14 protein-coding genes are annotated in these 15,173 nt (G+C 29.2%); 3 read left to right on the forward strand and 11 right to left on the reverse strand.

The features are described from left to right. Positions 1–40: 40 nt before the first annotated feature. Positions 41–712 (reverse strand): hypothetical protein, encoded by a 672-nt coding sequence (locus E0H99_RS11375; RefSeq protein ID WP_131995434.1) that lies wholly within the window; start codon positions 710–712, stop codon positions 41–43. Positions 713–1,356: 644 nt separating this feature from the next. On the opposite strand from E0H99_RS11375, the gene E0H99_RS11380 reads away from it, so the two are divergent. Genes E0H99_RS11380 through E0H99_RS11390 form a run of 3 tightly spaced genes read left to right on the forward strand, consistent with a single transcriptional unit; the run spans position 1,357 to position 3,763 of the window. Further along, entirely contained in the window at positions 1,357–2,358 is a 1,002-nt protein-coding gene (locus E0H99_RS11380; RefSeq protein WP_131995437.1) for a hypothetical protein, read from the forward strand. Positions 2,359–2,385: 27 nt separating this feature from the next. Beyond that, positions 2,386–3,024, forward strand: a complete 639-nt coding sequence (locus E0H99_RS11385; protein ID WP_131995440.1) for a hypothetical protein — start codon at positions 2,386–2,388, stop codon at positions 3,022–3,024. Positions 3,025–3,034: 10 nt separating this feature from the next. Next, the gene (locus E0H99_RS11390) at positions 3,035–3,763 is read left to right on the forward strand and encodes a GNAT family N-acetyltransferase (protein WP_131995443.1); all 729 of its coding nucleotides are present in this window, start codon (positions 3,035–3,037) and stop codon (positions 3,761–3,763) included. Positions 3,764–3,798: 35 nt separating this feature from the next. Here the strand turns inward: E0H99_RS11390 and E0H99_RS11395 are convergent, their stop codons facing one another. The 10 genes from E0H99_RS11395 to E0H99_RS11440 all read right to left on the reverse strand — a co-directional run bounded on the left by E0H99_RS11395 (position 3,799) and on the right by E0H99_RS11440 (position 15,079). Next, positions 3,799–5,418, reverse strand: a complete 1,620-nt coding sequence (locus tag E0H99_RS11395) for a hypothetical protein (protein WP_131995446.1) — start codon at positions 5,416–5,418, stop codon at positions 3,799–3,801. A gap of 243 nt (positions 5,419–5,661) precedes the next feature. Continuing rightward, the gene (locus E0H99_RS11400; protein ID WP_131995449.1) at positions 5,662–7,242 is read right to left on the reverse strand and encodes a UvrD-helicase domain-containing protein; all 1,581 of its coding nucleotides are present in this window, start codon (positions 7,240–7,242) and stop codon (positions 5,662–5,664) included. After that, entirely contained in the window at positions 7,242–9,116 is a 1,875-nt protein-coding gene (locus tag E0H99_RS11405) for an ATP-dependent nuclease (RefSeq protein WP_131995452.1), read from the reverse strand. The genes E0H99_RS11400 and E0H99_RS11405 overlap by 1 nt, the downstream gene beginning before the upstream one ends. A 289-nt stretch (positions 9,117–9,405) precedes the next feature. Further along, on the reverse strand, positions 9,406–10,377 hold the full coding sequence (kwaB, locus tag E0H99_RS11410; protein WP_131995455.1) for an anti-phage protein KwaB: 972 nt from the start codon (positions 10,375–10,377) through the stop codon (positions 9,406–9,408). Beyond that, on the reverse strand, positions 10,370–10,954 hold the full coding sequence (kwaA, locus tag E0H99_RS11415) for an anti-phage protein KwaA (RefSeq protein WP_131995458.1): 585 nt from the start codon (positions 10,952–10,954) through the stop codon (positions 10,370–10,372). Before kwaA ends, kwaB begins: the two co-directional genes overlap by 8 nt. A gap of 414 nt (positions 10,955–11,368) precedes the next feature. Then, on the reverse strand, positions 11,369–11,884 hold the full coding sequence (locus E0H99_RS11420; RefSeq protein ID WP_131995461.1) for a hypothetical protein: 516 nt from the start codon (positions 11,882–11,884) through the stop codon (positions 11,369–11,371). Further along, a complete protein-coding gene (locus E0H99_RS11425) occupies positions 11,881–12,849 on the reverse strand; it encodes a hypothetical protein (protein WP_131995464.1) in 969 nt (322 codons plus the stop codon). The genes E0H99_RS11420 and E0H99_RS11425 overlap by 4 nt, the downstream gene beginning before the upstream one ends. A 280-nt stretch (positions 12,850–13,129) precedes the next feature. Then, the gene (locus tag E0H99_RS11430) at positions 13,130–13,708 is read right to left on the reverse strand and encodes a hypothetical protein (RefSeq protein ID WP_131995467.1); all 579 of its coding nucleotides are present in this window, start codon (positions 13,706–13,708) and stop codon (positions 13,130–13,132) included. Beyond that, positions 13,705–14,040: an STAS-like domain-containing protein gene (locus tag E0H99_RS11435; protein ID WP_131995470.1), complete on the reverse strand. Its 336-nt coding sequence runs from the start codon at positions 14,038–14,040 to the stop codon at positions 13,705–13,707. The genes E0H99_RS11430 and E0H99_RS11435 overlap by 4 nt, the downstream gene beginning before the upstream one ends. Then, positions 14,030–15,079 (reverse strand): hypothetical protein, encoded by a 1,050-nt coding sequence (locus tag E0H99_RS11440; RefSeq protein ID WP_131995473.1) that lies wholly within the window; start codon positions 15,077–15,079, stop codon positions 14,030–14,032. The genes E0H99_RS11435 and E0H99_RS11440 overlap by 11 nt, the downstream gene beginning before the upstream one ends. Positions 15,080–15,173 lie beyond the last annotated feature (94 nt).

Genomic DNA, 15,173 nt, shown 5'->3' on the forward strand with positions numbered 1-15,173 from the left:
TTCCAGCAACCAGAAAAACAGCAATTGCGCAAAACCGCTGTTAGGAGACGTTTTTCATGTACGCCTTTTCAATTTCCTCGAGTAGCTTTGAAACGATAATAAATGATTCGTTAGAATTAAAATCAATAAACATTTGTCCTATTTCATCCCAATCTCCATGAACAAAAGCATTTCTGACATTTCTTGTTTGATCTAAAAAAAGCAAAATCTCTTGCGATAATTTAATTTCAAGATTACAAACTGTTTTTAGATAGTTGATGTAAGTTTCGATTTTACTTTTCCTTTTCGATTGCAAAACTATTTTATAACCTCCATAAAAATCAGAATTGTTTTCGGGTGAATATTCTGAACACAAAGATTTTAAAGATTTTTCCAAAAATATAGATATGAGTAATAACTGATTCAGCGGAACGATAAAATTATAGCTATTATCCCAAGTTGGGATTTCGAATTCCTCAAGACCATGGATAAAATCAATACTTCTAAATTCTAATCCATCATACTCACATTGAATTTTAAATAAATCAGATTCTAAATTCGTTTTTTCTTCTTTTAGACTATTTATTTTATCAAGTGTTGAGCTTTGAAAATTTAAGCAAAAGTTATAAAGTTGATGAAGGTCTTCATTTATTACGGAATATTCAACTATACAGCTTTGTGTGCAAAAAAGTTTTTGCTCTAAATTGTCTGAAAGTGGTGTAAATTTTAGCATTGAGTTCAATAAAATGTTACCTAACTTGTATATAGGTCTGATAAAATCATACCTATGCCTCGTCCTAAAATAACTATACAGATTATTAAATAAATCCTATTATAGCTATACAAATATAATTTTTAATCCTGAACTTACTATACAACTGCTTTTTCATAGTTAAATTTTTTATTGTAATTCTTCCATTTGTAGATGAGTGTCCCGTCCTTGATAAAAAAGTGAGTGAGGATATGGATTTTAAACAGGATAGTAATGTCTCGAATGGAACTAATTCACGAAATGCATAAATTAGTTCCTAATCATAAAGAGGACTTTGAAGATTATCCTAAATGATTTTTTTTTTGCAGACAAAATCGGCTTATTTATCTGAAATAATCATTATAAAAATGAGTAGTAAAAAAACTTCAACTTCCTTAAGTACCAAAAGGTGTTGGAACAGATGGGAGAAAAATAGTTAGACTGAAATCTAGATTAACATTCTAACTGTATCCTCTCTCCTATTCTTGAAAAACTGAATAGAACATCCTCATCAATAAAAAAGTCGCCTACTATTTTTGATATAATCCTAGCTCATCATTAGGTTCTCCTTGAAATGTTATTTATATTTAGCAGTAGTTTTAAATATTTAAAAATAATGTACCGTAATGACAGAAAAAATATTTAATAAAAACATATTTAAGTATGGTACTGAAAGTTTTTTAATAATGTATTTGAATCAATTTCAAATCATATTAGGAGCTGATTTGGAACAATATGCAATCGAACAGAAAACCTTTACGGAAAAAAATCCCTGTAATATCTATTTTATTCTCAAAAGATCCAAAGTCACTGTCGCCCCAGAATCAGTTATTATCAACAAACCAAATATTTCTTTTGATTGTCTGATCCAGAACAAGAACGAATTTAAGCCATTAAAGATCAGTATGGATTTTGAAAATGCAAAATCAGAACTTTTTTTTAAATCCAATTATCCCCATAATATTTTTCATATTTATGATAAAAATGAACACCACATAACAGCTCGACCTGCTGTATTATTAGACGAATTATATACTGAAGAAAAATTAGAAATACCACTATTGGATTTTGAAGTTTTATACGTTGGGCAGGCGTACGGAAAAGACGGAAAAAGAACTGCCATTGATAGGCTTATGTCTCATGAGACGTTACTAAAAATATATTCTCAAGCATCAACTCAGCATCCAGATTCCGATGTTTGGATAATGTTAGCAAACTTTTCCCGGAAAAGTCTATTAGCATCCTTTGGCACTAACCTAGTTAAAGTTAAAGAAGAAAATAAAAAAAAGGAAGACGATAAATCAGAGCATTTTTTCAATAATAACGGATATAAGTTTACTCCAAAACAAATTATAAATTTTACCGAAGCAGCCTTAATCAAATATTTTCAGCCAAAATATAACATCAAATATAAAGAATCTTTTCCCTCTCGTAAACACAAATCATATTCAGAATGTTATGATTTAGACATTAGAGCTATGAGTCTTGAGTTGGATACTTCTGAAATCCAAAGAATGCTCTATACCAATCAAGTGGAAAGAAGAAACTATCACTTTAAGACATTTGAATTTGAAAGTAATGAAGACAGGTATAATTTGTTGAATTCAATTGACACGGATACACTCTAAGTATAATTTAAAAACAAAAAAAATATTATGGAATTTACTCATGAAGAAAAATTGACAATCCAAGAATCCATCAGTTTAAGAAAAAAAATTAGCGATGATAGTGCAAAACATATTAATGAGTTAAATGCAATTTTGGCTGAAATTAATTTTCCTATTTCAAATTTAAAAACAAGACAAAAAGCACTTATCAATGGTTGTATTAAAGAACTTTTAATTTATCCAAATGAAAATTTAATAGGATTGTCTGATTATGACATCTTACTATTGAATGATAAATTTAAAGACGAATTTAAAAGGATTGATGTCGGTTTTCAAATATTAAATAAGTTTAAAAAAAGAACTGAGCGAAAACACCGCTTATTCAAATCAACACAGGAAAAGATAGAAAAACTAAGCAAAGTAAATTCAGTTTATTATTCTGTTAGTAGTGGAAACATATATAAAGTCGGAATCAAAATGAATTCGAATAAGGGATTGTATATTTCATTATCTGGAAACTCAACATTATCAAACTTTGAAATTGTTGAATTATATAAGAACCAATTTACCCAAATAGGGAAACCTGCTGAAGTTATTGAAACTCTTAAGCATTATTCAAAATCATACACATTAACTGAAAGCCAACAACAAGTAATTACTTTACTAGAAAAAGCAGACAGCTTTTAGAACATAAAAAATGAAGATAAAAACAGATATTTTAGTTTCTTTCTGCCCTGATAAACAAAATCTTGATGAGATCATAAATTGGATGGAGAATGAAAAAAAATTACCCAAAGAATCACAGGGCAATTGGCTGGCTATAAATTCTGCATTTAGTAAAAATCGATTGGTTACTGCTTCTATTGAAAATAAAACAATTGGATTTTTTGCACTAGAAAAAAATGATTCAACTGCCACAATTAGCGTAGCCGAAATTCATCCTGAATACAGAAACAAAGGGGTTGCAAAATTTTTTTTGAATCAAATTATTGATTTTTTATTAAAACATAATTACTATGCTTTGGATCTAATGTGTGCCCCTGCTTCGTCTGAAACTATATGGAAGAAACTTGGATTTGCCAATATTCCGGAATCAACTGAAAATAAAAAAAATAAAAACATAATATTATACAGAATAATTACACCTATTCTTGAAACAACAAATAAAATAAACGAAGGTGAAACTATTGAAATTTGGAATAATGAGCCATATAGTACGGTAGATGATAAGCCAACATGGTCATGGGAATTGAAATTCAGGGAGGGCACAAGAATTCTTATAGCCCCAATAATTCAGTATGTAAATTACAAATGGAGAATACGATGGAAAATTAGAGATAGAGTTATTAAAGATTGTATGTTACAGCACTTTGATGAAAACATCATCGATTATGTTATTATCAAAAATTTGTCGGAAATAACGTAATCATATTTTTATTATCACCTGATAGCAATCGCATGCTACTGCACTTCTTTAGTATAAAATCTCTCTATTATTCTAATCTCATTCTTAAATCCACGTTGCTTAAGCAGTTCTAACAATGCATCCCTATCATAGCCCGTATTTAAAACAACTGATTTTAGCTTCCCCTTATCCATATTTGCTAAAAATTCTTTCCCATCTTCCCAAAATCCTGCCGATGTAATATAAACACCTTTTGCCACTTTTCCTTTATCAATATCAGCTTTATACTCTTTTATAGCAAAAGGAAGCGTCTTTGAAAAAAACCATTTTAAGCTTGCCTTTGTCTTATGGTCTCCCAACGGTATAGTTGCACCAGAATGATATCCCTTAAGTTCTACAAATACAATTTCAGGAGGATTACTCGAATGAATTATGTAATCATATTCATAACCTTCTTTCTCACCCCTTTCATTAAGTCTTGTCAAAGTCTTTCCTCTTTCAATAGCAGCTACAGGGTAAAGGCTAGATAACAATGGATACATCAAAAATTCAAACAATGTACCTCTTAATTCTTTAAGTGCATCATCTTGTCCTGCACTACTTATAGTTTTTAAAATACTCTCGATTGTTCGATCAATCTTCTCTGTTTCTTTAAAAAATACAGACAATTCTTGTGTCTTATTTAGTATATCATAAATTCTTGTTCCAAAAATCGCACTTATATCGAAAGCAATTATACCAAGTTTGCTTATTTTATTAATGGTAAGCTCTGGGCAGGATTGATATATAATAATAGGCAGAATTTTTCTTTCATCACCCTCCACTGAATTCCTGTTAATCTGAATCCTATTGTAAAATGCATCTAAATTAATTTGAGAATATTCACTAGAAAGAACTACATCCAAAACTACTAAAGTTTGTTTTTCAATAGTATCAGCTTTTGAACCTAGTATTGGGTTAATTCCAGTTGCACGTGTATAAGTAAAAGCATCCCAAACTAAATTATTGTGTTTAGCACCTATTGCCGGTGTTTTTTTATTGCGATAAATTGCATTTGAATTTCCAATCAGATTAGATTTACCCAACCATCGCAAGATATCCGGTAGAACGCTACAATCCATCACCATTTTTGCATAATGACCACCCATTAATAATTCTTCAATCCTTTCTGGCAATGTTTCCTTATTCTGCTTGTATAGTATATAAACAACATTGTTATGATCCCTTTTTTGGTAAACAACATCTAACTTCATAAGCAAATTCAAAATATCCTCTAATGAAGAGACTTTAGTCGAGCTATTTTCCAACGGAGAAGCGGTAATTTTCAACCCTTCATAATAAGATATAATCCCATCGTTTAGATCCATTAATTCAAGTAATCTGAATATCGGAGGACGGGATTTTTCCGTTATAATTTTTATACTTGATTTATCCAATTCATATTCACTGTAAATATAAATGTATTGCTTCTTACCAAATGTATAAGGAGATGACGATTTAATGACCTTATGTGACACAGCTCTCTTAACAATTTGTCGAGCATTATCGGCGGACACAATAAAAGTATCTACTAGCAGCTGATTTAAATTTATTCCAGATTCGAAAAGTCTTTCCTTCAACACTTCGTTGAGAAAAGAATTATATTTATCCTGTATTGAGAGTTGTTTTGTTTTCATTTTGTCACACTGCCCTTATAAATTTTATTTTTAAATTTTTATAAGCATCGCTTTTTTTAAATTCATTGTAAAATATTTGTTTTAAAACAATGACAGTCAGCGTTTTGAAATATTTTAAAAACTAAATAATTAAAATATTGTTACTATATATTGTCACAATATAATACATTTTATTTGTTTTGAGAATCGCAATTTTTTAGACGTCTACTTTTATCCGTTTTATTAAACTCGTTTTTTTGTTTTTTAAATTCCAATAATTACACCCAAATCTTTCAGCTTCAATAATGTTTTATCAGTAATCTTTTCCAGACAAGCTATACATAATAACCGTTCAGCCCGGCTAAATGCAACGTAACCCAAGCGCGGATAATCAGTTTTTTCATCTGTATCCCGCTTGCTTTCTCTTATTGAATGGTCAGTTTCTATCCATAATAAAAGTTCCTCTTCAGTTTTCGCAATTGCTAACACAGCTTCCGATTCCAAGCCTTTGATCGTATGTATATTTGCAACAGTGATAACATTACCAACTTCTTCATTATGAAAATCAAATCTTAAATTTTCAATTTTTACAGGTAATCCTTCTTTAATTTGCAATTTGAGAACATCAGTTACAAATTTACCATATGTATTTTCATTAGTTATTATTCCATCACGCATAGCTTTAAAAATCGAAACAGCATGTTTCCTAAGTGTAAAAATATTTGTTTGATAATAATTACAAAATTCAATTTGGTTCATTTGCAAAGTGGAGAGTAATGTATCTTGTATTGTGCTCATTGGCAGTACACTTGAATTCTTTTTAGGATTCATGTATCGGCCATTTACTGCTGCAATAACCCTCTTTATAACATCATTTTTTTTAGCAAGGATGCATCTATTTGAAATTGAAATTGATATACTCTCGCACTTAATATAAAATTCCTCAATAATTGGCGTTACAGTTTCCCATTTTGTGATAAATAATATATCCTCTCCAATTTCTATCTTTGCTGAAGGATCTGTCTGTTTTGGTGAAGCCTTTTGCGTAAATTTTTGAGATTTAAAATATCTACCATTAAAATTATTTAGGAAATCAACTATCTTACTTGTCGATCTAAAGTTTCTGCCATTAATCTCAATATTGTAATTATTACTTTCTGATGCTTTTAAAATCGGAATATTTTTAAAGGTTCTGATAGATGAGTCAAAACTCTGAATATATTGCTCTGGATCACCAACACAATAAATTTTAGTTTTATTTTGCCTTCTAATACTATCAATTATACTGAAAACATCATTTCCAGTATCTTGAAATTCATCCACGAATAAGAACTGCAATCGATTACTGATTATACGACTAATAGAATTATTGGACATGCAATTTTTGGATATTGATAACGTTTGATCGTATGTTATGTAACCTTTTTTATTCAGTTTTTTTAAAATATTAGATTTGACAATAGCTGAATCTTTTGGAGATTTACTTCTCTTATCTTTATCTTTCATTTTTTCAACCTTTAGAAAAACATCATCTATTCCACATTGAATAAATAACTTTTCTTTGCCTACCATATCACTACCAAAAGAAGCAAAAGGAATTACAATAAATCGATTCAAGAAAGAGTGCATTGTTCCAATAAACAAATTTTCTGGTATGGTGCTGATTCTTTTAGAGAGCCGTTTGTAAATATTATTAGTTGCGGAATTTGTATATGTGATAACGACCAGATACCTACATGGGGATAGTTCTGGAAGTGCTTGAAGGATTGATTCAACCATATTATATGTCTTTCCCGCACCTGGTCCCGCAATAATCAATTTTCCAGAAACTTTTTGCTTTGCCATCAAGATAAGAAATTTATTCCATCAGAAATATATAACGGTATTACAAATCCATCATTAATATCAGTTAGATTAAGCATCAGGCTATATGCAAATTCTGATTTGTATTCTTCAATAAGTCCAAAATAATCATCGACTAAAATAGATCCTTTGCCCAATTTAGTAAAATATGCTTTTCCTGAATTAGGCCTTACATCCTGTATCACTTTTAATAATATATCACGCCCCTTACCACTGCTATTTGCTACAATCAAATCCTTTTCAAAAGTAGAATGAGTTGTGATGCCAACATTTATCTCAGATACACCCGCATATTTAGCAGCTAAGTTATCAGCACGATCTTTTGTCTTAGTGTCTGAATCACGATCTGTTAAAACTAAGCATTTCTGAAAGAATCCATTTTTTATAATTTCCAAAAAATAGCTAAATGCTAGACCATTAACATTAATCACGCAGCAACTGGATTTTTCTGTAGAGTGTTTTGCTATTCTTTCAAAAAATATGGGAATCAAAAGTTTTTCTGATATACCCTCAACTAATATTATTTTACGCGAATAAAAAAGATTCGCATTAACGGCATCTAAATATTTATTCAAATACTTGATTTGTTTTTTTCCTAATGCAGTATCACTAAAACCATCAAGAATATAATGTGATATAATTTCTTTATCTTTTTTGTATAGAACAACTGTATTTTCAAAATCAATTTTGGTCGTGATATGCGTCGAATGAGATGTAATAAGCAATTGAATGTCTTTACGATAATCTTTTTGACCAGTAACTTTTATTAATGATTCTATATTGTGAGCCAAATGGTCTTGAAGGTTTGGATGCAAATGTGATTCAGGCTCTTCTAAACCTACTACTCTAAAATACGAGCTTTGCGCCCTCGTTACATCCTCTATGTAAGATAAAACCAGAGATATAAACAGAAGGTTATTCCTGCCTGTTCCATTTCTCTCAATTTTTATAGGATTATCACCGTAGATTAAGCTGATTTTTTTTAATAAATCAGATACATCGGGAAGTGTAAATATTAAATCAACAATATTAGACGTTTCATCTGTTGCTAACGAAATTTTGTCTAGCTGAAACGAAATCCCTTTTTTTATTTCCTGCAAAGATTTGTTATCGTTAATTGCTTGTTGTAAACCTACGAGTTGTCCCTTTAGATCCTGGTATTCATTTTCTTCTTTTGAATTCAGGATTCTGAAAAGCAATTTATTATTATGACTAGCAACCAGTTCTGTACAGGCATCTCTTAAAGCATCTAGCAGTTCAAATTTTAATTGATTCAGATGATAGCCATTAGCAAGGGTATTATTACTCGCTCCACCATAGATATTGTAATGATACTTAGAAATAGGAAAATTGATTAAATCTAACTTTGCACTATCAAGCAGTTTATTAAAAGCTTCTGTCGTGATTTCATTTTTATAATTTTCAATAAAATCCCTTTGTTGCTGAAGTTCCTCCAGTTTATTAAACTTAGAAGCCGGAGCAAAAATATAAGTCAAAGTCGCTTCCGTAAAACCTGCATTACTGTACCAATCAGATATTACAGATTCTTGATCATCATCCCAATCAGTTAAGGTGGCCTCAATCAATATCTCTGGAAATTCAATTTGGTCTATTGGAATACTGAAATCAAGTATTTGCTTTTTAAAATTCAATAAGACATCGTAATTAAAATCAGCTACTTCTAAAATCCTCCTTTTAAAAAATGACACGTCCTGCCCAAATATTAGTCCAATAGAATCCAAAAGATTTGACTTTCCTATATTATTCTCACCAATTATAAGTGTCAGCGGTTTAAGACTGATTGCAAAATCTTTAAAGGTTCTGTAATTTTTAATTACAAGTTTTGATATGTACATAAAATTAGAGTAAAGGTTTGGTTTATAATTGTCAGTAAATATATTATCATAATTAAATATTGATATATATATATATATGTTTATATCGAACTAATATATTAATTATAAAGTAATTACTCAAATAAAAAAAGACACCTCATCAGCATCTTTTCCTTCATAGTATTATTTCAGTCTTAAAAATCCGCAGCTTAAAACCAGTACTTTTTAAACTGCCTCAGGTTTCCTTCAATACAAGTTTCATTATTGGCTTTTCAAGCCCAACGAGCCTTAACTGTTAGCGGTATGCTTTTTAATTATTTTCAACTTCATTCTCTTCCTCTACTTCAATACCATCTTTTGCTAAACTATCATAATACAGTTTTGTAAGTTCCGAAGTTAGCAAGTCATCATTTAATATTTTAATTAGTAAATCTTTTGAAACACGAGTATCTAAATTAAATTGAGTACCTTCTAGATTATATCTCATTTTCTTTTTAGTGAGAGGATGATTTTTCGCGAAATTTATTATGTCTGCTACTGGAATGTTAAGCTTTATTACAGGAGAGAATTTTGCAACTTTGGTAAGCTTTCTAGCAAAACTAACATTGTTAACTAATTCATTTAAGCTATCAATGTTTGCAACAATTTGCATATCATTAATTGCCTCAATACTTAATAAAGCTTCTCGTGTTATCACATCGTGAAATCCAAAACTTCTTTCAATTGATGCTAAATCTATAATTATGATCTCTCCAGCAATTCTCATTACTTGAAACTTCGCAGTAATTCTTAAAAGCTGATCTTCAAACTTTTCAAGTCTTTGATTTGATTTTTTAAATATATGTCCACCTCTTCCAATTACTTCAACAGGAGATAACTTTTTATACAAGGTCAATTCGTTATTGTCATCTGCGAGTAAAATGACTAAAGACTTGATTGATGAAAGTTGGCTTACTTGAAAATTAAAAGTTTGCAAATTATCATTTCCAATAACACTTTCCAAAAGTTCTAATTCTTCAGGTATTTCCAAATCATATTGATAAAAACATTTTCCTCTTTCATCTGCTGCTGAAAGTTGTAAAATAGTGTAGTCGTTTTTGCCTATTATAAAATTATTAATTCCATCAATAAATATTTGTTTGATTTCAGGTAAATCATCAGCTTTAATATCCAATTTTTTTGGTTCATCTTCATCCTCAACATTAGCATAAATAATTATCTGCAATTCGCCTTGAGGATTGTTAATAAAAGCTAGGGCATTGTCTAATTCAATTTTAGTCATTTGAGTTTACTTTAGTTGCGTAATATATTCTTTCGTCAAGTTTATAATATTTTACTCTATCTTCTTTTTCAATTAAGTCTTTACTAATTAAAATTTTATTTTGCCTAGTTTCTCCATTTCGAAATTCTCCAGAAACTTTATAAATACGGAAATTTAATATAGCTAGCGTTGGGTTCGCATAAAACAAATCTGTTCTTATATATATAGAACCAATAACAAAAAGAATAATTAAAAAGGCGAATATATATCTTAGATTATCGAATTGAAAGCATACCAACGGAATTATGTATGTCGTTAAAAAGGTTAAATGTTCATAATCAATCTTTTCAATTTCTTTTACTTTAAATGAAAGTTCTGGAGTTCCTTTGATTTGATGTATAAAGTCTCGATACGAAATGTAGCCGATTATCAGCGCAATTAGGCAAAAAATTGGGATTATATTATTTACTACAAGAAAACGCCATCCGACAAAAACTGCATTTAATGAAACGTCAAGTGGTATTTTGGCTGTAATTAAAATTATTAGAATAAAAAGAAGCCAAAGTGATAATAAGAATAAGCCTATTTTTCTAATCATTGATATTGATTTTGTTTGTTATTGAATTCTCGATTTCTGCTGTAAGCTTGCCTATAACTAGTATATAACCTCAACAAGTAACCCTTTTTTAAAGTTTTACCACAACGTAAGCTTATATATACTAGTTCGTAAATAAAGGTTTTTTTAACTATTGTTACAATACCCACATTTAGTGATATTACTAAAAGTGTAGGAATTAAAAGTATTCCATAATAATTTTAATTCTTTACGGTTTCCCACATTATCAGTAAAAAAAAAGACACCTCATCAGCATCTTTTCATACATAGTATTACTCCTGTCTTCAAACCACAAAGCTTAAAAACAGTACCTTTTAAAACTCCCTCCTGTTCCGTTCAACAGGATTTCATTGTTCGTACTACGCGCGCAACGAAGCTTAGCTGTTACCTGTAGTTTTATTCATTATTTTTCGCATCACTTTCTTTTTGTAAATCCATCACTTTACCTAGAATAAGGAGACATCTAAAAATTGTCATTATAACAATTGTAAGCCCGCCAATATTAAAATAGAAAATATCTATTTTTAATGATTCTGGAGAAAATAATTTCAATATAAAACCAATAATTGCGACGATAATTAATGATTTTATGCAATTTTTTAAATGTCTTACTGTTTCATGATAAAAACCTGTTGCAAAAAAAAGTTCAAATAAACTTTCCTCACTATCAATTTCAACTTTGGCAATTTTTGAACCACTCTTAAATGTTATCAAGACGGTCAAAAGAGTTAAAATAAAGCCAGACATTGTTAAACTAATATTAGTGATATCAGTGGTGACTGAAATACATTCTTCAGCTGTAGGTTTGGTAATTATCTTTTTATAGAATAATACAAAACCAAATATTGACAATAGTATTGCTGTCAAATAATCCCATAAAAACGGTCGTTTAAAATATATATCTACAATCATAAGGTTGATATGAATGTACTAAAATCTTCCTCAACTAATGAATACCAATCTTTAGATTTAGTAATCTGTTTTAAATCTACATTGAGTATAAGTTCACGCTTACTATTTAACAAATTAAAGATTTCTTCGTTTCCTTCTTTATCTTCATATCTAACGACAAATGCATCAAATGCATCTATATTAAATGAACGTCCCTTGAATCTTTGGAGCATTTCAGTAACCATTTTGTTTGCTTCTTTATTCAATTCTCGACTTGCAATGCCTTTTACAGGGGTTTGAAATGATGTTTCAATTTTTATAAATTTTGGTTTTAATATATTCGCTATATTATTCATTCCACTAAAATACTTTCCTTGAATATCAGTATCTAGTTGTGGTAGGTTTTTGGGTTGAACTTTAATATCCATATTTAAAACATTTTTTAAATTATTTAATGCTTTATCTATCGAAATATCCATATACATGTTGACTTCTGTAGCTTTACTTTGTTTGAGAACTTTATGCGCAACATTTCTAAAGTAATATTCAATATCAGATAAGCGAGGCCCATAGTGTTGATATTCACAGCACACAACTGAAAAACCTTTATTATAATCTATAAAAAAATGTGTTTCTTCAGCAATACTTCCAAGAGAATCAATTGCGACTAATTTAAATTGTTCTTTCGGTTTAATTAATGGCTCTCTACCGGTTCTTAACAAAGCAATGGAACATCTAATTCTACGTTCTTTTGGCAGAAATACAGCTCGATTCATAAAAAGTTCTCTACGACTATTTGGTCGATCTTCATGTCGGTCAATTAAATGTCCTTGTTTGTCATTAATAAGTTTATTTGAAATATAAGTAATCACATTTTTCATAATGTCGTTACTATCGATTTCAGTACTATAAGAATTTAAAGGTGTGAATTTTAAAGAAAAATATTGAAATTTGACTTCCGTAAGATTGTTTTCAGTACTTTCCATTTGCCTATTTTAGTAGTTTTTAATTTGCGTTTTGTATGTTATAAAAGTTTTTTTTTAATTCTTTGTTGATTTCTCCCGCAGCTAAAAAATTATAGGTAACGTCACTTCGTCTAAGACCCTTCAAACGAACTTTATTTAGTTAATCAGAAAGCAAATATATTAGATCTAAACTACAATTATTTTTCTTTTAAACTACCTCCAGTTCCGTTCAACAGGAGTTTCATTGTTCGTGCTGCGCACGCAACGAAACTCTAGCTGTTAGCTGTAGTGTTTTTTAACTCTATATTCTATGAACTTTATTTATTGCTTGCTTAATTTTTGTTTCCAGTTTATTAAAAACTTCATTGTGACTTCTATAATAATTTTCAGATACTGTATTAAAATTTTCAGACATAATTTCTGCACCTGTTGCAAATCTCCAATAATTAAAATATTCGGTTTTAATTTCTTCTCTTATTTTTTTTGTTTCATTATTATAAGATTCTTTAAACTGCTCATCTAAGCAATTTAATTTTAAATCTGTTTCTTCAAATTGAACTATTATTTGTTGTTTATCCCTTTGAGAAATAGCATTTTCATTAAAGCAATGTTTAATTTTTGATTTAACAATAATAATTTCAGAAAGAGTATCTTTTAATTCATTTATTAAATTATTCTTGACATGTCTACTATCTTCAATCCAACGTTTTATAAAAAATGGAATTGATAGACCAATTGTTGCGGTTAAAATTAGATTGAATACTTCATATATTTTTAATTTTCTATCAAATTCGATGATTGGGTAGCTTTTTATAAAATATCCAATCGCAACTGCCCCAATAAACAATAATATAAACAGTAATATTTTTAAATATTTCATTTTTTTGGAGTTGGATTTTTTATTTCATTTAATATTTTATCTATTCTTACTGGATTTTTATCTGATTTGAATCTTAAATGTTTTAATAATATTTCTGAACCACGTTCCATAGATAATTTACCAAAGGAACCACTAACAAACGAAGATGGATAACCCCAAACTCCGTCTAAATCGACTAACATTAAGTAGTCTTCTTCAATAGCTTTATTAAATCTTGTTAAAAAAACATCTTCCAAAAATTCCTGTCCAGAATTAGGTCCATCTTCTCTATCTCTTGCTCCAGGATTATCTTTAAATTCTAAGGCAATTACTAATGTATCTTTAATTTTCATTTTGATTATTATTTATTTCCCAATAGAACAACGTCCCTTCAAATGGGGTTTTAATTATTTTATTTTCCTTACTTTTCAAATCTGCATAAATATCGTTCGAAATTAATATAAATTTTTCAAATACAGAATCCTGACTACACTCGAATACTTGAGGAATACCTTTTCCTCTTTCAGGTCTTGCTGTCCTAGATTTAATTTCTCCAGCAAACAATTTAGGTACTAAATCTAAATTGGAAGTAAGACCTACTAATTCTAATATATCTCTTTTAAATGATTTAACAGGTAAGCTTTCAAAAATCCCTACTCCAAGGTCTAAAAAGCTATAGCTAGTTTTCAATGAATCGGGATGATTATAAACATGAAGCCACCAGTCGTATTTTCCTCTAATATTGCCAGCATGATTATTTGTATTTTGCATAATTTCAATTAAAATATCATATAATGGTTCGAAAATTTCTTCGTTTTTAAAAGTATGTTTCAAGCCAATGAGACAAGCTTCTTTTGCTATATCTGGTTCAACTCGATTGTTTGTGATTTCATGTATTAATAATTTTTTATCATTTTTTTCATGTTTATTTGTAGTATTAACATATTCATAAAATCCACTTTGCGTAAATAGTTTTTTTAAATCTACGTCATCAGGTTCGTTTCCTAAAATTCGTCTGTTTAAATGAAATCGTTCATCTTTAATTTTTGCAATTTGAACAGCTATAGCATCCGTTGTTAAAGTTGTTATTTTTGATATATCAAATAAAACACCATTGTTTGCTTTTATTGCATTGTGTACTAAATTAAAGTAGTTTATTGTTTTTTCAGTATTATTTATTAAGCTAAAATCGCTTGGAGCACTTAAAGGTATTATTTTGGGTTTTCGAACTTCTGTATTGTAAAATTTACCTTTGTTTCTTTCCTTGTTTTCTGTTTTTTTCTGAACAAGTGTATATTTTTTTCCTTTTCTCTTTTTATATTTTCTAAAGGCATCCAAAGACTTTTTTTTATTACGCTTTTTGAATTTAGATGTTATGTAAAGTTTCTTCATATATTTATTTAAATCTTTTGGTGCAATTTTTGGGCAACATTACAGCTAACTTGTATATAGGTATGATAAAATCAGACCTATCACCCCTAATTCA

The organism is Flavobacterium sp. GT3P67, from assembly GCF_004349155.1.
GTDB classification, from domain to species: Bacteria; Bacteroidota; Bacteroidia; order Flavobacteriales; family Flavobacteriaceae; genus Flavobacterium; species Flavobacterium ranwuense.